At 71.5% G+C, this 16,129-nt stretch carries 16 protein-coding genes; 5 read left to right on the top strand and 11 right to left on the bottom strand.

Annotation, left to right across the window (positions count from 1 at the left end):
- Both OG624_RS05405 and OG624_RS05400 read right to left on the bottom strand, forming a co-directional pair.
- Complete coding sequence (locus tag OG624_RS05405; protein ID WP_161297028.1) at positions 1 to 1,704, bottom strand: SulP family inorganic anion transporter; 1,704 nt, start codon at positions 1,702 to 1,704, stop codon at positions 1 to 3.
- A gap of 87 nt (positions 1,705 to 1,791) precedes the next feature.
- On the bottom strand, positions 1,792 to 2,007 hold the full coding sequence (locus OG624_RS05400; protein ID WP_051762191.1) for a pyridoxamine 5'-phosphate oxidase family protein: 216 nt from the start codon (positions 2,005 to 2,007) through the stop codon (positions 1,792 to 1,794).
- Positions 2,008 to 2,231: 224 nt separating this feature from the next.
- Here OG624_RS05400 and OG624_RS05395 point away from each other — a divergent pair, with 224 nt between their 5' ends.
- Positions 2,232 to 2,696: a Crp/Fnr family transcriptional regulator gene (locus tag OG624_RS05395; RefSeq protein WP_161297024.1), complete on the top strand. Its 465-nt coding sequence runs from the start codon at positions 2,232 to 2,234 to the stop codon at positions 2,694 to 2,696.
- A 74-nt stretch (positions 2,697 to 2,770) separates the two neighbouring features.
- Positions 2,771 to 3,475 carry a response regulator gene (locus OG624_RS05390; protein WP_033214002.1) on the top strand — a complete coding sequence of 235 codons (705 nt, stop codon included), beginning with the start codon at positions 2,771 to 2,773 and terminating at the stop codon, positions 3,473 to 3,475.
- A 15-nt stretch (positions 3,476 to 3,490) separates the two neighbouring features.
- Here OG624_RS05390 and OG624_RS05385 read toward each other — a convergent pair whose 3' ends face one another.
- From OG624_RS05385 to OG624_RS05375, 3 genes are all read right to left on the bottom strand, one after another.
- The gene (locus tag OG624_RS05385) at positions 3,491 to 5,221 is read right to left on the bottom strand and encodes a sensor histidine kinase (protein ID WP_371639158.1); all 1,731 of its coding nucleotides are present in this window, start codon (positions 5,219 to 5,221) and stop codon (positions 3,491 to 3,493) included.
- A gap of 130 nt (positions 5,222 to 5,351) precedes the next feature.
- Complete coding sequence (locus OG624_RS05380) at positions 5,352 to 6,215, bottom strand: universal stress protein (protein WP_371639156.1); 864 nt, start codon at positions 6,213 to 6,215, stop codon at positions 5,352 to 5,354.
- Entirely contained in the window at positions 6,212 to 7,120 is a 909-nt protein-coding gene (locus tag OG624_RS05375) for a universal stress protein (protein ID WP_371639155.1), read from the bottom strand. Before OG624_RS05375 ends, OG624_RS05380 begins: the two co-directional genes overlap by 4 nt.
- Positions 7,121 to 7,372: 252 nt before the next feature.
- Here OG624_RS05375 and OG624_RS05370 point away from each other — a divergent pair, with 252 nt between their 5' ends.
- The 3 genes from OG624_RS05370 to OG624_RS05360 all read left to right on the top strand — a co-directional run bounded on the left by OG624_RS05370 (position 7,373) and on the right by OG624_RS05360 (position 10,088).
- Positions 7,373 to 8,041 (top strand): CBS domain-containing protein, encoded by a 669-nt coding sequence (locus tag OG624_RS05370; RefSeq protein ID WP_371639154.1) that lies wholly within the window; start codon positions 7,373 to 7,375, stop codon positions 8,039 to 8,041.
- Between the two features lie 34 nt (positions 8,042 to 8,075).
- A complete protein-coding gene (locus OG624_RS05365; protein WP_371587278.1) occupies positions 8,076 to 8,963 on the top strand; it encodes a universal stress protein in 888 nt (295 codons plus the stop codon).
- A gap of 132 nt (positions 8,964 to 9,095) precedes the next feature.
- Positions 9,096 to 10,088, top strand: a complete 993-nt coding sequence (locus OG624_RS05360) for an Acg family FMN-binding oxidoreductase (RefSeq protein ID WP_371587277.1) — start codon at positions 9,096 to 9,098, stop codon at positions 10,086 to 10,088.
- On the opposite strand, the gene ppk2 is transcribed toward OG624_RS05360, so the two are convergent.
- The 6 genes from ppk2 to OG624_RS05330 all read right to left on the bottom strand — a co-directional run bounded on the left by ppk2 (position 10,085) and on the right by OG624_RS05330 (position 16,116).
- Entirely contained in the window at positions 10,085 to 10,873 is a 789-nt protein-coding gene (gene ppk2, locus OG624_RS05355; protein ID WP_371587276.1) for a polyphosphate kinase 2, read from the bottom strand. The genes OG624_RS05360 and ppk2 overlap by 4 nt on opposite strands.
- A gap of 139 nt (positions 10,874 to 11,012) precedes the next feature.
- Positions 11,013 to 11,609 carry an Rv1733c family protein gene (locus OG624_RS05350; RefSeq protein WP_442759654.1) on the bottom strand — a complete coding sequence of 199 codons (597 nt, stop codon included), beginning with the start codon at positions 11,607 to 11,609 and terminating at the stop codon, positions 11,013 to 11,015.
- Positions 11,610 to 11,651: 42 nt separating this feature from the next.
- Positions 11,652 to 12,152, bottom strand: a complete 501-nt coding sequence (locus OG624_RS05345) for a flavodoxin domain-containing protein (RefSeq protein WP_371639153.1) — start codon at positions 12,150 to 12,152, stop codon at positions 11,652 to 11,654.
- A gap of 135 nt (positions 12,153 to 12,287) precedes the next feature.
- Positions 12,288 to 14,687, bottom strand: coding sequence for a glycosyl hydrolase family 65 protein (locus OG624_RS05340; RefSeq protein WP_161297009.1), 2,400 nt, complete (start codon positions 14,685 to 14,687; stop codon positions 12,288 to 12,290).
- Positions 14,684 to 15,442, bottom strand: coding sequence for an HAD family hydrolase (locus tag OG624_RS05335; RefSeq protein WP_371639152.1), 759 nt, complete (start codon positions 15,440 to 15,442; stop codon positions 14,684 to 14,686). The genes OG624_RS05340 and OG624_RS05335 overlap by 4 nt, the downstream gene beginning before the upstream one ends.
- On the bottom strand, positions 15,439 to 16,116 hold the full coding sequence (locus tag OG624_RS05330; protein WP_033214339.1) for a helix-turn-helix domain-containing protein: 678 nt from the start codon (positions 16,114 to 16,116) through the stop codon (positions 15,439 to 15,441). The genes OG624_RS05335 and OG624_RS05330 overlap by 4 nt, the downstream gene beginning before the upstream one ends.
- Positions 16,117 to 16,129 lie beyond the last annotated feature (13 nt).

Raw genomic sequence — 16,129 nt, 5'->3', positions numbered from 1 at the left:
TCAGAGTGCCGGATCGCGGCCTGTGCCGCGTTGCCAGTCCCGGTAGGCGGCGACGGCGGTGGGGAGCGTGGGGAAGATGCGTTCCGGCCCGATCTTCGCCGTCAGCCCGTAGGCGTCGAGGGGGCGGCGCAGGTCGTGCTTGACCCGGGCGAGGGCGAACACGATGTCCTTCTCGGCGAGTTCGCCGCGCAGGGCCTCGACGGCGTCGAGAGCCGTGATGTCGACCTCGACGTTCGCTTCGGTGTTCAGGACGAACCAGTGCACCGGTTCGTCCTGAACCGCCACCGATGCCATGGCACGGCGACGGAAGTCCTCGGCGTTGGCGAAGAACAACGGGGAGTCGTACCGGTAGATGAGGAGACCGGGAATGGTGCGCGCGGTCGGGTAGTCGTCGATGTCGTGCATGCCGGCCAGACCGGGCACCATGCCCTCGACCGCGTCGTGGGGGCGGGCGACCCTGGTGAGGAGTTCGGCGACGGACAGCGCCACGGCGAGGAGCACGCCGTACAGGATGCCGAGGGCGAGGACGCCGAGTCCGCAGCCGAGGGCGAGCAGGAACTCGCGGCGGCGGAAGGCCGCCAGCCTGCGGAACTCGCCCACCTCGACCAGACGTACGGCGGCATAGACGACGATGGCGCCGAGGGCGGCGGACGGGGTGTGGGCCAGCAGCGGGCCCAGGAAGAGCAGGACGGCGGCCACGCAGACGGCGCCGACGAGGGAGTACCCCTGGGTACGGGCGCCGGCGGAGTCGGCGAGGGCGGTGCGGCTGGCGCTGCTGCTGACGGGAAAGCCGTGCAGGACGCCGGCGCCGATGTTGGACACGCCGAGCGCCAGCAGCTCGCGGTTGGCTGCCAAGGGGTGCGGATCGTCGTGGCGGGCGAAGGCACGCGCGGTCAGGACGACGTCCGAATATCCGACGAGGAGCACTCCGAAGGCCGGCAGGACCAGGTCGGCGTAGTCCGACGGATCGGGCAGGGCGAAGCCCGGAAGGCCGGTCGGGACGACTCCGATGACGCTGATGCCGTGGTTCTCGTCGAGGGCGAAGCCCGCCACCACGGCGGTGGCGAGCGCCAGCACGACGAGGGGCCCGGGCAGCGGGCGCCACACCAGGGGCAGGGCGAACAGAAGGGCGAGACATCCGGCGGCGAGCACGGCAGTGGGCAGGTGCACGTCACCGAGGTGGTGGAGGAAGGAGAGCAGTTGGGGGAAGAAGCCCGATCCGCTGCCGTTGGTCCCGGTCAGGCGGGGGAGCTGGTCCACGATCATGATCAGGGCGACCCCGGCCAGGTAGCCGACGAGGACCGGCCGGGAGAGGAGATCCGCGAGAAACCCCAGCCTGACGGCCCACGCGACGAGGCAGAGCAGGCCGACCACGACGGCCAGGGCCGCCGAGAGCACCGCGTACCGCGTGGGGTCACCGGCCGCCAGCGGGCCCACGGCCACGGCGGTCATGAGGGCGGTGGTCGACTCCGGTCCCACGGACAGCAGACGGGAGGACCCGCTCAGGGCGTACAGAACCATGGCCGGGAGGGCGGCCCAGAGGCCGACGACCGGCGGCAGGCCGGCAACGCCGGCGTACGCCATGACCTGCGGTACGAGATAGGCGGCGACCGTGATGCCAGCCGGCACATCACCCCGGAGCAGGCCGGCCCGGTAGCCGCGGAAAGCAGGCGGGACCGCCACGATCCATCCGCGCTTCGGCATGGCACCTCCGGAACTCCCGCGGGCGTGTGCCGCACCATCGTGACGTGCGGAGAGCCGCGTGGAGGTGAAGCGCGCGCACGGGCACCGCTACGGGCCGCCCTCGCGCAGGCGGAAGCCGGTGACCAGGTCGGGCCGGATCCGGGTCGCTCCCGACGCGTCGCCCGCGGTCCAGCGCTGCAGCAGGCGCACGTACCGGTCGATCTCGTCGGGGTCGGTGACAGCGGTCGCGTAGCCGGTGGCGACCACGCTCCGGCCCAGGTGTTCGCCCGGGTCGATGTCGTCGGCCTCGTAGGCGACGACCACGCCCGCAGCCTGCTGGGCCCAGGTCGGCGGTGCCGAGGAGCCGCGGCGCCTCGTCGGCGCCGAGCTCTTCCATCCGCCGCCCCGGCGAACCGTCTGCTGCCAGGATCTCCACGCGCGCCGATCTCGGACAGGGGCCGATCGGCCCCCGGACGGGACCACAGGGCCCATGTCCGGGATCGGCGGAACCACCAAGACTGAAGGCGGACTCGAACAGGAGGCCGTCCATGAGCACCCCTTCACCCACCCGTATCTCCGAGGCGCTGCCCGCCGACTGCCGCTCCCGACTGATGGAACTGGCCCATGAGGTCAACTTCGAGGAGGGGACGCGTCTCTTCCGGGAGGGCGGCCACGCCGACCGGTTCTGGATCGTCCGGTCCGGCACCGTCACCCTGGACGTCCACGTGCCCGGGCGGCGCGCCGCCGTCATCGAGAGCCTCGGCGCCGGCCGGCTGGTCGGCTGCTCCTGGCTCTTCAAGCCCTACTCCTGGCGCCTGGGTGCCGAGGCGATGACGCCCGTCCGCGCGTACGAGTTCGACGCGGAGCGCGTGCGGACGCTGATGGACGCCGACGCCGCCTTCGGCTCCGCGCTCGGCCACTGGGTCGGGCAGGTTCTCGCCGACCGGCTGCAGGCCGCCCGCGTGCGCCTTCTCGACCTGTACGCGCCCTACGGCAGCGGCAGCTTCCTCTGATAGGGGGTGCGCCGCGCACCTTGCTGGGATAATTCAGATGTAAATGCGTCATAGCGGCTGAACCAGGGGCGATCATGTCCGACGATCCGAACGCCTCCGCCGGCGCACCGATCAAGGTGTTCCTCCTCGACGACCACGAGGTGGTCCGGCGCGGGCTGCGCGACCTCCTGGACGGCGAGCCGGACATCACCGTCGTCGGCGAGGCGGGCACGGCCGACCAGGCACTGGCCCGCGGGCCGGCGCTCCGCCCGGACGTGGCCGTGCTCGACGTGAGGCTCCCCGACAGCGACGGCATCACCGTCTGCCGAGAGCTGCGCTCCCGCATGCCCGGCCTGGCCTGCCTGATGCTGACGTCCTTCGACGACGAGGACGCGCTGCTGGACGCGATCATGGCGGGTGCCGCCGGGTACGTGTTGAAGCAGATCAAGGGCTCCGACCTGGTCTCCGCCGTACGGACGGTGGCGACCGGGCAGTCCATGCTGGACCCGGCCACCACCGCCCGTCTGATGCACTCCCTGCGGGACCCCGAGGTGGCGAAGGAGCCGCAGGATGCCCGGCTGGCGGCGCTGTCCGAACGTGAGCGGGCCGTCCTGGAACTCATCGGCGACGGCCTCACCAACCGGCAGATCGCCAAGCAGCTCTACCTGTCGGAGAAGACGGTCAAGAACCACATCTCGCGGCTGCTGGGAAAGCTCGGCGTGGAGCGGCGGGTCCAGGCGGCCGTGATCGCCGCTCAGGTGCACGAGCACGAGCACGAGACCGGGACGGCGAAGCGGTAGCGACAACAGTGCCGGTCACCGCGGTGGTGGAGTCAGCGGCACCTGCCACTCCAGGCGCGTCCCCCGCACGCCATCGCCCCGCGCCGCGACGTGCATCCGGCCGCTCAGCCTTTCGGCACGCTCCGCCAAATTGCGCAGTCCGCTGCGCCGACCGCTCTCGGACAGGCCGACGCCGTCGTCGGTCACGGTGATGGTCAGGTTTCCGGCGGCCGCTGCGATCGAGACCTCCGTCCGCGTGGCTTCGGCATGGCGGGCGACGTTGGTGAGTGCTTCCCCCACCACCGCGAGGGCCTCGTCCGCGATGGCCGACGGTACGTCGGTGTCGATCAGCCCCTCCATCCGCAGGGCCGGTGCGAAACCGAGGGCTGCCGCGGCCTCCTCCATGGCCCGGACCAGGCGGGAGCGCAGCTTGGACGCCTGACCTGGGGACTCGTGCTCGCGGAGTCCGAAGATGGTGGACCGAATGATCTTGATGGTGGCGTCCAGGTCGTCCACCGCACGGGAGAGCCGTTCGGACGCCTCGGGATGGTCGACGAACCGCTGGGCGCTCTGAAGGGTCATGCCGGTGGCGAAGAGCCGCTGGATGGCAAGGTCGTGCAGGTCGCGGGCGATGCGGTCGTGGTCCTCCAGCAGGCTCATCTGCTCGGCGTCGCGACGCCGTTCGGCCAGCTCCAGCGCGAGGGCGGCCTGGCCGGCGAATCCCGGCAGCGCAGCGATCTCCGCGGTGGCGAACCCGGGGCGGCCGTGCCGCCGGGCGAGCATCAGGACGCCGCTGAGCTTCTCCTCGGTGCCGACCGTGACGGCCACGGCCGGGCCGAATCCGGTCCACCTCTCGGGCTGGACGGTGACACGCTCGTCGGTCGCCACGTCGGGGACCGTGACGAGGCCGTCGCGAGCCAGTGCGGCCTCGGCGAGAGTGCCCCGGGTGCTGGGCAGGACGATCCCGCGGTGCGCCTCCGCTCCCTCTCCGAGGGCGAGGGAACCCCGCAGTTCCCCGGCGGAGCCCAGCAGGTAGAAGACGCCCATGTCCGCGGTGGTGATGTCCTTGGCCCGTTCCAGCATGCCTTCGAGGACATCGTCCTCGGGCGCTCCGGAGAGCAGGGCGCTGGTGATGTCCGAGCTCGCCTCCAGCCAGCGCTCGCGCAGCCGGAGGCCCTCGAAGAGCCTGGCGTTCTCGATGGCGATGCCGGCCGCCACCGCGAGGGTCGACAGGACCGCCTCGTCCTCGGCGTCGAACTCGACTCCACCGCGCTTCTCGGTCAGATAGAGGTTGCCGAAGACCTCCTCACGGATGCGGATGGGGACTCCGAGGAACGAGTGCATCGGCGGGTGGTGGGCCGGGAACCCGTACGAGGCGGGGTGCTCGGACAGCTCGGACAGCCGCAGTGTCTCGGGGTGGCGGATCAGCTCGCCGAGGATGCCGTGGCCGGAGGGCAGGTCCCCGATCTGCCCGCGCAGTTCGTCACTGATGCCGACGGGCAGGAACTGGGCCAGCTTCTTGTCGGCTCCGATGACTCCGAGAGCCCCGTACTCGGCGTCCACGAGTACCACGGCGGCCTCGACGATGCCGCGTAGGACCTGGGGCAGGTCGAGTTCCCGGCCCACGGACATGACGGCTTCGAGCAGACCGTTCAGCCTGTCCCGGGTGCCCCTGACCTCGTCGATCCGTACCTGCAGCTCGTCGAGCAGTTCGTCGAGCCGCAGCCGGGGGACACCGCCGCGGGTGGGCTGCACGCCTGCGCTCATCCCCACCTCCGGCCGCAAGCGACGACGAGTTGGTCATCGCTTCCACGGTATCTCCGGCCGGAGGGCACGGCCTTTCCGTTCAGCGGCCCACCGCGCCGTACGGCCTGCGGCGCGGCCGGTCATGGCGGGCTCAGTCGGTCGGGACGGTGATCACCGGGCAGTGTGCGCGGTGGAGCAGGCCGTGGACGACGGATCCGATCCGCATGCCGGTGTACCCGCCGCGGCCGCGGCGGCCCACGACGACGGACAGGGCGTGCTCCGCTGCCTGCGCCAGTTCCTCGACCGGGTGGCCGGTGAGTACCTCGTGCGCCACGTGCACGTCCGGGTACTTCTCGGACAGGCCGGCGGTGGCTTCGGAGAGCATGGTGCGCTGCGCCCGCCGTGCCGTCGCCTCGTCGTCGAGCATGATCAGCGGCCGCTGCCACACGCATGCGACCCGCAGCGCCGCACCCCGCAGGTCGGCCTCGTCGAAAGCGAAGGCCAGGGCGGCCGCGGCGGACGCGCTGCCGTCGATGCCCGCGACGACGTAGGGCGGCTGCCGGCTGATGTGCTCGGCGTCGCCCACGACGACGACCGGACAACGGGCCTGGGCGGTGACGGGGACCACGAGCGAGCCGGCGCTGAAGACCTCCGCGGTGCGGCTCAGGTGCCGGGAGCCGAGGACGATCATGCGGGCTTCCCGCGCCACACCGCCCAGGACGGGGGCGGGGAAGCCGCCGAGCAGATCACCGGTGACGGCCACCTCGGGGTGGCGGCCACGCACCCAACTGCACGCTTGTTCGAGCCTTACGGATCCGGCCTGGCTCAGGGCGGTCCGACCGGGGGTGCCATCGACGTGATGGGTGTCGTGCTGGGGCGGTACCGCGAGCACCAGGCGCAGCGGGAGCCGGCGCCGTTGTGCCTCGTCGGCGGCCCAGGACAGGGCCAGGTGCCAGTCCCTGTCCGGGTCGATCCCCACGACGATGTCGCTGCTTCCTGCCGGGTGGACGGTCATGACCGGCTCCCGAAGTCGCTGCCGGTCCGGGGGATGAGGAGCACAGGGCAGTGGGCGTGGTGCAGCAGGCTGTGCGTGGCCCTACCCAGGTTGCGGGTCATTCCAAGAGCGCTGGGGACGCGGCGGCCGCCCATGACGAGCAGGTCGGCGTGGCGGGACGCCTCGACCAGGACGCCGGCGACGGAGATGCTCTTCTCGGCGTCGGCCCGCACGTCAAGATCGGGGAACTCCTCGCGGATCGCGTCCGTGACGGCCCGCAGGGACTCCGCGTGGCCGCCCGCGATCGCGTCCACGCCGTCGAGCATCGTGACGACCTCGCCGACGGAATCCAACACGTGCCATACATGGAGCAGCCGCAGGGAAGCCTTGTGCAGCTCGGCTTCCCGGGCGGCGTACCGGGCGTACAGGAGGTCGTGCTCGTCACGGACGGCCACGAGGACGGTGCCGGTCTCTTCGCCCCCGTCGATGCCGCGGACGACGATGACGGGGGTCATCGCGGCGGCCGCGACATCCAGGCCGACCGAGCCGAGCAAGAGGGAGTTGAATCCGCCCAGGCCACGGTTGCCGACCACGATCGTGCCGTGGAGCGCGCCCGCCCGGTGCAGGCTCTCGACGGCCCCCGCGCGGCTGAACTCGGTGGTCACCTTCAGGCCCGGGTACGCGGCCGACACGGCCTTCGCCGTATCGTCCAGGAGCTCCCGACCGTCGACGCGGACCCGTTCGACGGTCTCCGCGGGCAGGTACAAGGCCCTGCTGTCGGTGTCGGCACCGTAGACGATGTGCAACGGTCGGTCCCGGCGTTCGGCCTCCGTGGCCGCCCACAGAGCAGCGACGCGCGCCGGCTGCGAGCCGTCCACGCCGACGACGACCGAGCTGGTGTCCGGCGTACGGAATGTGCTGTCCACGATTCCTCCCAACCGAGAAGCCGATGAGGGACACCTCTCACGCTGACACCGTCGGAGCTTCGGGAAGAGGGCCGCCCGGGACCGCCGACGGGACCAAAGGTCCCTATCGTCCTAGGCTCGGCACCTGGGGCCCTACGGGCCCTTGAACGGGACCGTTCGGCCCTCGATCACCGGCAGGCGCCGACAGAAGGTGGGTGCACACCCCGACAACGGACATCAGCCTCGCGCGACGCGGCGGAGCAGGAGGGTTTCATGAAACACATCAAGGTGGCGGACCTCATGACCGACGAGGCCGTCTCCGTGGCCCCGGGCACCGCCTTCAAGGACATCGCGAAGCTCCTCGCCCAGTACGACATCTCCGGAGTCCCCGTCCTGGACGACGAGGACCGTGTGGTGGGCGTCGTGTCGCAGACGGACCTGCTGGCCCATGTCGCGCCCGGCCCCGATACGACCCGGCAGAACGGCACGGAGGCGGAGCCCCCCACCGCCGGCGATGTCATGTCCGCGCCCGCGGTCACCGTCCGGGCCGAAGAGACAGCGGCTGACGCCGCCCGGCTGATGACCCGCCGGGGCATCGAACGTCTCCCCGTCGTGGACGTCGAGGACCGGCTCGTCGGCATCGTCACCCGCCGCGACCTGCTCCGCATGTTCCTGCGCCCGGACTCCGAGATACGCCGACGGGTCACCGGCGAGGTCCTCACGGAAGTGCTCGGTGTGCCGACCGGTGACGTCGACGTCCACGTGGTGGACGGCATCGTCACCCTCGACGGTCATGTCGAGCGCCGGAGTCAGCTCACCGCGCTTCTCGGCCTCGTCGAGCAACTCGACGGGGTCGTCACCGTGGCATCGCAGGTGACCGCCCGAACCGACGACACGGCGACTGCTCACCCCGACCACGCCCGCCACGCGATGCCCTGGTGACGAGGCGCCGGACCGGACGCAGGAAGGCGCAGCCATGAAACACCACATCACCGTCGGAGTGGACGGCTCCCCGGAGAGCCGGGCGGCAGCACGCTGGGCCGCACGGGAGGCCGTCCTGCGGCAGGTGTCGCTGCGGCTCGTACACGCCGTCGACTGGCCCCTGGACCCGGTGTTCCCCGGCTTGGGACGCCAGGACGTCGACCGCTGGGCGGACCACGCGCTGACCGGGACGGTGCGGGAGCTGCACGAGCGCCACCCGCACCTGGAGATCTCGACCCGCTGCCTGACGGCCCGGCCGGCCGCCGCCCTCGCGGCCGAGGCCGCCGATGCGGGTCTGCTCGTTCTGGGATCGCGTGGTCTGGGCGGCCTGGTCGGTTTCCTCGTCGGCTCGGTGGCGATGTCGACCGTGGTCGCGACCGACACCCCGGTCGTCCTCGTGCGCGTCGCCGACGACCCGGAGGACGCGGAGGACTCGGACGGCCCGAGCGCAGGTTCACGGGCCGAGGTCGTCGTGGGCGTCGACATCCACGAAGCGTGCGACCGGGTACTCGCCTTCGCTTTCGAAGAGGCGGCGCGGCGCGATCGCCCACTGAGGGCCGTGCACGGCTGGAAGATGCCGGCCGCCTACAGCTACGTCCCCTTCTTCGACCCGGACGACGAACGCGACATCGCCAGGAGCGTCACACGCATGGTGGAAGACGTGCTGCTGCCCTGGCAGCACAAGTTCCCGGAGGTGAGCGTCAGCCACGACGTTCGCACGGGATCCGCGGGCGAGCATCTCGTTCGCGCCTCGCGGGGCGCGGGACTCCTCGTCGTGGGACGCCATGTGCGCCGCTCTCCCTTCGGTGCTCACCTCGGCTCGGCCGCCCACGCGGTCCTGCACCACGCGGCAGCCCCCGTGGCCGTCATCGCCCACGGCTGAAGGAGGCCCACCCGAGGGCGCGACCGCGACGCACCCGCGGCGGCCCCCCTCACCCACCCGGTGACGCACCCCGCCACCTCATCCGTCGCCGTCGCGGCGCACGACCGAGGCCGCACAGACAGGAACAGTCCCGTGACCGCACCACACTTCGACCCCGACACCGTCATCCGGCTCGTGGGCGACGCCGTCACCGCCCCGTCCATGCACAACGCCCAGCCATGGAAGTTCGTGTTCCACGTCGGGAGCGGTGCACTCTCCCTGTACGGCGACGCCGAACGCGCCATGACCCGAACCGACCCGGACCACCGCAGCCTCCACCTCGGCTGTGCTGCGGCACTGTTCAACCTCCGCGTGTCCGCGGCCCGAAGCGGCCTCCCGGTCCGCGTGCAGCTCTTGCCCGACGACGCCGAACCATGGCTGCTCGCCACGGTGACCATCGACGAGACCGCGGACACGGACCGCGAGTCCGCCTCCCTGCACGACGCCATCCGGCGTCGGCACACCAGCCGGTACCCCTTCAGCGAGGAGCCGGTGCCGACGGAGCTGCTGGACGGTCTGTGGACCGCGGCCCGTCGGGAGGGCTGCCGGCTGACCGTCCCGGACACCTGGCACATCGACACCGTGCTCGGGCTCGTTCGGGACGCGGAACACCGTGAGGAGATCGATCCGCTCGCCCGGGCGGAGACCACGGCCTGGACCTCCCCCACGCGGAGCGCTTCAGGCACACGTCCCGACGGCATTCCCGCCACCGCGTTCGGCCCCCGGGCTGCCGGCGGTCCCGCCCCTGTGCGCGACTTCGGTTGGGCCAACCCGATACCGGATCGCGGCTGGGCCGTGTTCGAGAAGCGACCTCAGCTGGCTCTGCTCAGTACGGAGCGGGACACGAGAGTCGACTGGCTGCGCGCCGGTCAGGCGATGGAACGGGTACTCCTCCAGGCCACCGCCGACGGCCTCGCCACCTCGATGACCTCCCATCCCCTGGAATGGCCGGAGCTGCGCTGGACGGCCCGCGACCCGGTCGCGGCCATGGGACACGTGCAGATGGTCTTCCGCCTCGGCTACGGCCCCCCAGGCCCCGACACACCCCGCCGCCCCTTGACCGAGGTGCTGGAAGTCCGGCCCTAGGCAAGGGTGGCCGCGTGGTCGGGCACTTCGGTCTGCAGCTCCTTGGACGGACGCTGGTAGCCGGTGGACGGCGGCCTCGGCGGCAAGGTCGGCGACGGCACGGCCACGTCCTCGTAGGGAACCGAGGACAACAAGTGGGCCATCATGTTGAGCCGTGCGCTGCGCTTGTCGTCGCTCTCGACCACATACCACGGGGCATCGGCCGTGTCCGTGTGGACGAGCATCTCGTCCTTGGCCCTCGAGTACGCCTCCCAGCGCGTGAGGGACTCCAGATCCATCGGGGAGAGCTTCCACCGGCGCAGCGGGTCCTCCGCGCGGCGCCGGAACCGTTCTTCCTGCACCGCGTCGCTGACGGAGAACCAGTACTTGCGGAGCAGGATCCCGTCCTCGACCAGCATCCGCTCGAACTGCGGGCACTGGCGCAGGAAGAGCTGGTGCTCGGCGGGTGTGCAGAAACCCATGACGTGCTCCACCCCGGCACGGTTGTACCAGCTGCGGTCGAAGAGGACGATCTCTCCGGCGGCCGGCAGATGCTCGACGTACCGCTGGAAGTACCACTGAGTACGCTCCCGACCGGTCGGTGTGGGCAGGGCTGCGATGCGCGCGACACGGGGGTTGAGGTGCTCGGCGACGCGCTTGATCGTGCCTCCCTTGCCCGCAGCGTCACGGCCCTCGAAGACGACGACCAGGCGGGCGCCTTCCGCACGCGTCCACTCCTGGAGCTTGACCAGCTCCGTCTGGAGCCGCAGCAGCTCTCTCTCGTAGACCGCCTTCTTGAGACCCAACGCAACCACCGTCCCTTTCGCCATCGGGTGCTGCGATCAAGTCCGTCACGGCCTGCGCCCGCGCGCAAGGTTGCCTCGCGCGTCGCACGGGTGGCCGCTCGACGGCCGCCGCGCTCACTGCGTGAGGTCCGGGACGGTCTCAGTCATCGCCGGTTCCCTGCCCGGGGCGCAGGCGGCCGGACCACCGGGGCTCGATGTCGGCCCACTCGGATTCCCAGGACCGTGCGCTGCACGCGTCCACGATCCGCAGGCGCACGGCGACAAGGGCGCCGCCGACGAGAACGATCCCGGCCAGCGCTCCGGTGCCGATGCCCACCGCGTTCAGAGCGATGTCGGATCGGCTGGGTGGCGCGGCGGCCGCGGTGCCGTTTCCGTCGACCCACAGGCGGACCGTGTCCCCGTGCCGGGTTCCCGCCGGAACGGGGACGGTTGCGGTGTGCGGGCGCTGCGAGGGGTAGTGCCACGTGGCGGTCGCCACGGTGACCGGCCGGCTGCTGGGCAGTTCACCCGCTCGGTAGGTGGTCTCGCCGACCGTGGTGGCCGTCACGGTGTGCCGGTGGCGCGCGATGTTCTCGGCAGTCCGGTGGCCGTCGGTCCAGGCGGACCGCCCGAGGGCGAAGCCGGCGATGACGGCCAGCAGACAGGTCAGCGCGAAGGCGACACGCATACGGGTCCGGGTGCGGTCGGCATCCCGCCTGAGCGGGTTGGCCCCCGTCCCTTTCGTCCGCCGGTGCATGGCACACCTCCGTGCTGGTGCGTGCCGAGCAGGGCCGTCCCTTCAGGCGGCGACGAGCTCGGCGCTGATGTGGTGGGCCCAGTTCTGGATCCGCTCGGGGTTGCGGAAGTCCCCGCCCTTGCCCTGGCGCGTCAGTGCCTTGGCGAGGAAGCCCGGGGTGTTGGCTGTGACGCTGCCGCCGAAGGTCATGTGCTCGCGCGCTCCGACCAGCTGCATCTCCCGGGCGACGGCCGAGACCGGAGGGACGTCGTGTTCCTCGGCCGAGCGGTCGAGCGGGCCGCTGCTGAACATCCACACCGGGCGGTGCCGGAGGGATTCGGCGTTGCGTTCCGCGCAGCGCTGGGCCTTGCTGTTCCAGTGGCCTGCGTAGAGGGAGCCGCCGAGGACCACGGCGTCGTAGGCGCGGACGTCGTGGACGTCGTCGGCGGGCAGCACGACCGCGTCGAGACCGTCCTCGCGGAGGGTCTTGCCGATCTGTTCGGCTATGCCTGCGGTGGCGCCGTGCTTGGTGCCGTAGGCGACCAGGACTCGCTTGGTGCTCATGGCGGGTGCTCCTTGATTGCGTGGTGCGGGGCTGATGCCCACTGTCGCGCCGCCGACGGCTTGTCCGCTTGGGCCGGACGGATCCCTACAGGGACCATTCGGCCTCCGATCCACCGGTACCGGCCGCCCGTCGCATCAGCCCCCTGGTAGCCGGAACCATCGCTCCTGGCCTGCGGAAACGCGTTCGTGCCGGCCTCCGGGCAGGACCAGGGGCACCGGGCCCAGGAGAGACGAGGGGACGCTGATGCCGAGTCGACCCGGCCGGAACCGGATACGGATGTCCCGGTGCCCCAGGTAGGAGATCGAGAATGAGGAACCGGGCACTTGTGAGAGGGGCACCGGGTCGATGTGCAGGCCGTCGCCGTGGGGTTCGAGTCCGACGATGGCGCGCTCGACGAGGTCGAGGGTGCCGCTCATGGCTCCGAGGTGGATCCCTTCACCGGTGGTGCCGCCCTGCACGTCCGTGATGTCGCTGAGCAGGGCTTCCTGGCAGTGGCGCCAGGCCTCCGGGCCCTGCTGTCGGGCGAGGATCCAGCCGTGGACGAGGCTGCTGAGCGTGGAGCCATGGCAGGTGCGCCGCAGGTAGTGGTCCACCGTCCTGCGCCAGAGGCCGTCGTCGAGGGAGTATCCGAGCCGCGTGAACAAGGAGGCGAGTTCGGCGGGGCGGAAGAGGTGGCCGAGCATGAGGGTGTCGGCCTGCTTGGAAGCCTGGTAGCGGTTGGGGGTGTCGCCTTCGGCTTCCAGGATGCGGTCCAGGCGGCGGATGTCGTGGTACCGGGAGCGGTATCCGTCCCAGTCCAGCTCGGCGAGATCCCCGTAGCCGTGGAACTGGCTGATCACGTCGCGGTGGAACGGCACGTACAGGCGGCGGGAGACGTCCTCCCAGACGGTGAGGTCGTCGGGGCCGAGGCCGAGTCGCGAGAGGAGCTCGACGCGGCGAACTGCCGGGAGTTCCTCGTACAGATCGAGGGCGCGGGCCAGCACCCACGCCGCGGTGACGTTGGTGTAGGCGTTGTCGTCGACGCCGGGCACGGCGGCGTCCGGATAGGCGTCGTGGTATTCGTCCGGTCCGACGACGCCGCGGATCCGGTAGCGGCCGAGGCCGGTGTCCCAGACTGCCGCGCCGGCCCAGAAGTGGGCGATGTGCAGCAGGAGTTCGGCGCCGGGGCCGTGCATGAAACCGGCGTCACCGGTGGCTTGCCCGTACTGCCACACGTTCCAGGCGATGGCCGATCCCACGTGGTGCTGGAGGTGGGAGTGATCGGGCAGCCAGCGGCCGGAGCGCGGATTGAGGTGCAGCCGCTGCGTCTCCTCGAATCCGGAACCGCCGCTCTGCCAGGGGAACATCGCCCCCGTCGCCCCGGCCCGTCGGGCGGCCTCCAGGGCTGCGGGGAGCCGTCGGTGCCGGTACATCAACAGGGCGCGGGCGGTCTCGGGGAGGTGGAGGGCGAGGTAGGGAAGCACGAACAGCTCGTCCCAGAAGACGTGGCCGCGGTACGCCTCACCGTGAAGGCCGCGGGCGGGGACGCCGGCGTCGAGCTCCGCCGTGTGCGGCGAGAGGGTCTGCAGCACGTGGAAGGCGTGCAACCGCAGCACCTTGCCCGTCTCTCCGGGTACCTTCAACTCTCCTTCATTCCAGAGGCGTTGCCAGGCTGCCCGATGGGAGGCCAGCAGGGAGGGGAAGTCCGGCGCGTGCGTGGCGCAGCCGATGCTCCGCCGCACGGGATCACCCCAGGGACGGTCGAGCGAGGTGCACAGGGCGGCGGTCTTCACGACGACGACCGGGGCGGCCCGCCTGATCGGCAGGACGAGTGTCTGCGTGGCGGTGGTGGCTGTGCATGCCCTGCCCACCGGCGCCACAGGACGTGCCGAAGTTCGGACCGCGAGCCCGATCCGTACCCGGGACGTGGTGGTGGTGCAGGACAGCCAGGCGGTGCCCTCCGCCTCCACCCCGGCCCGGTGCTCGACGAGATGCCGCCCGGCCAGAGCACGGTAGCGGTCGACTCCCGCGTTCGTGACATCGCCGTCGAGCACGGACTCGATCTCGATCCCGCCGCTCCAGCCGTACGCCCTGAACACCGTGTTCTGCGCCGCCAGGTACGGGTCGCCCATGTGGACGAGGCGGGTGTGCGTGACGCCCAGACGCCGGCCTTCGGCGTCGTGGAAGAGCATGCGGCGGGTGAGCGTACCGGCGTGCAGGTCCAGCGACACGTGGCTGTGGCGCAGGGACGGGTGATCCGGTGTGAGCCAGTCGCCGGGCGGTGTGCCCTCGGGCAGACAGCGGAACCGCAGGGCGGTCCAGTCCGGCAGCCGGACCATGTCCTCGTTGGAGACCGTTCGTCCGCCGATGGTGGAGTCGAGCCGGTCGTAGCAGCCGGCGAGGTAGGTTCCCGGATAGTGGATGTCGTCGGCGACGCTTTCGGGTGCTGAACCGCGCGTGGCGAAGCGGCCGTTGCCCAGGGTGCACAGGGATTCGACCAGCCGCTCGGTCTTCGGATCGTAGCGTCGGTACTCCCATCGCCATGCGGTGGTCACGGGCGATCGCCTTCGAGCACGGCGGGTAGCCTGCCGAGGTCGGGGAGGACGAGGTCGGCGCCATGCGCGCCCAGGGCGTCCCTCATGCGTGGGTCGTCCTCGCGGTCGAGCCCCACCACCAACCGGAAGCCGCCCCGGTGTCCGGCCTCGACGCCGGCGAGAGCGTCCTCCACCACGGCGGCGTCTGCGGGAGGCACGCCAAGACGGCCGGCAGCCTCGAGGAAGAGTGCGGGTTCGGGTTTGCCCGGAAGCCCGAGCACGGCCGCGTCCCGGCCGTCCACCAGGGCGTCGAAACAGTCCGCGAGTTCCGCGGACTCCAGAAGGGAGCGGGCGTGCCGGGAAGCCGAGACAGCCGCGCACCGGACCGCCTTCCCGCGCAGTTCCTGAAGCGCCGGCCGCACGTCCTCGAAGGTGCGGACGCCGCCGGTCCGCAGCATCGCGGCGAAGACCTCCTCCTTGCGGGCGGCGACCGCGTGGACGGTGGCGCACCCGGGCGGGTCCTCAGGCGTTCCGGGCGGGAGGTCGACGTGACGGGCGGCGAGGAAGGCGCGTACGCCGTCGAGGCGGGAGCGGCCGTCGACCAGGTCCCGGTACTCGCGGACGGCGTCGAACGGGCGCGGTCGTGCACCGGCGTGCGATGACTGCCACTCGCGGAGGCAGCCGTCGAAGGTCTCCTTCCAGGCGGCCGCGTGGCGGTCCGCCGTGGCCAGGAGCACTCCGTCGGTGTCGAAGACGACCGCGCGCAGGCCGTTCATGAGTCGTGCACCACTCGACGGCCGGTGATCCGAGCCGGTGTGAGCCGCATCCAGTGGTTGCGCGGACCGCCGGCCCAGGGACGGGAGCGGGCCGTGGTGTCGAGGTGGCGGATCTCTTCCGGGTCGGTGACGGCTGCCAGTTCACCCACCGCCAGCACGCTCCAACCGGTGGCGGTCACGTCGTCGATGTTGTCGATCTCGAAGGCGGCCTCGGTTCCGGCCGCTCCGGCAGTGACGGCCTCCGCGGAGGTGCGGAAGGCGATGTCGGGGCCTGCGGTCAGGTAGTTGACGGGAAGGACGGCCGGGCCTTCAGACGTGAAGACGGCGATGCGGCCCACGCCGTGCGTGCTCAGCAGCCGCCGGCATTCCGTCTCGTCGAGCGGTACCAGCGCACTGTCGCGCCGTGCGGTGGACCGGCCGGCGACGTGGTGCGCGCCGGCTCCGGTCAGGTCGTCCACGGTGAGGCCGAGGGCGTCGGCCACCCGGACGAGGGTGCCGATGGCAGGACTGGCGGCATGCTCCTCCAGGTAGGCGATGTACGTGCCGTCGGCGCCGCACCGCCGGCCCAGTGCGTCGCGGCTCAGACCGAGGGCTTCGCGGCGGGCAGCGAGGCGGCGGCCCAGGTCGGTGCGGCCGGTCATGTCGCCGGACTGCTGCGGGTGGGTGCTCGGCATGCTCGTCACGGCA

It is taken from the genome of Streptomyces virginiae (assembly GCF_041432505.1).
In the GTDB taxonomy this organism is placed as follows: domain Bacteria; phylum Actinomycetota; class Actinomycetes; order Streptomycetales; family Streptomycetaceae; genus Streptomyces; species Streptomyces virginiae_A.
The sequence above is the reverse complement of the archived record's forward strand: the minus strand, read 5'-3'. Positions and strand labels throughout refer to the sequence as shown.

What these genes read in the sequence shown, in the direction of transcription:
- OG624_RS05385 (WP_371639158.1), bottom strand. Translation starts at nt 5,221, where the DNA reads ATGAGCGCAGGCGTGCAGCCCACCCGCGGCGGTGTCCCCCGGCTGCGG.
- OG624_RS05390 (WP_033214002.1), top strand. Translation starts at nt 2,771, where the DNA reads ATGTCCGACGATCCGAACGCCTCCGCCGGCGCACCGATCAAGGTGTTC.
- OG624_RS05350 (WP_442759654.1), bottom strand. Translation starts at nt 11,609, where the DNA reads ATGCACCGGCGGACGAAAGGGACGGGGGCCAACCCGCTCAGGCGGGAT.
- OG624_RS05395 (WP_161297024.1), top strand. Translation starts at nt 2,232, where the DNA reads ATGAGCACCCCTTCACCCACCCGTATCTCCGAGGCGCTGCCCGCCGAC.
- OG624_RS05365 (WP_371587278.1), top strand. Translation starts at nt 8,076, where the DNA reads ATGAAACACCACATCACCGTCGGAGTGGACGGCTCCCCGGAGAGCCGG.
- OG624_RS05335 (WP_371639152.1), bottom strand. Translation starts at nt 15,442, where the DNA reads ATGAACGGCCTGCGCGCGGTCGTCTTCGACACCGACGGAGTGCTCCTG.
- OG624_RS05330 (WP_033214339.1), bottom strand. Translation starts at nt 16,116, where the DNA reads ATGCCGAGCACCCACCCGCAGCAGTCCGGCGACATGACCGGCCGCACC.
- OG624_RS05370 (WP_371639154.1), top strand. Translation starts at nt 7,373, where the DNA reads ATGAAACACATCAAGGTGGCGGACCTCATGACCGACGAGGCCGTCTCC.
- OG624_RS05405 (WP_161297028.1), bottom strand. Translation starts at nt 1,704, where the DNA reads ATGCCGAAGCGCGGATGGATCGTGGCGGTCCCGCCTGCTTTCCGCGGC.
- OG624_RS05380 (WP_371639156.1), bottom strand. Translation starts at nt 6,215, where the DNA reads ATGACCGTCCACCCGGCAGGAAGCAGCGACATCGTCGTGGGGATCGAC.
- OG624_RS05345 (WP_371639153.1), bottom strand. Translation starts at nt 12,152, where the DNA reads ATGAGCACCAAGCGAGTCCTGGTCGCCTACGGCACCAAGCACGGCGCC.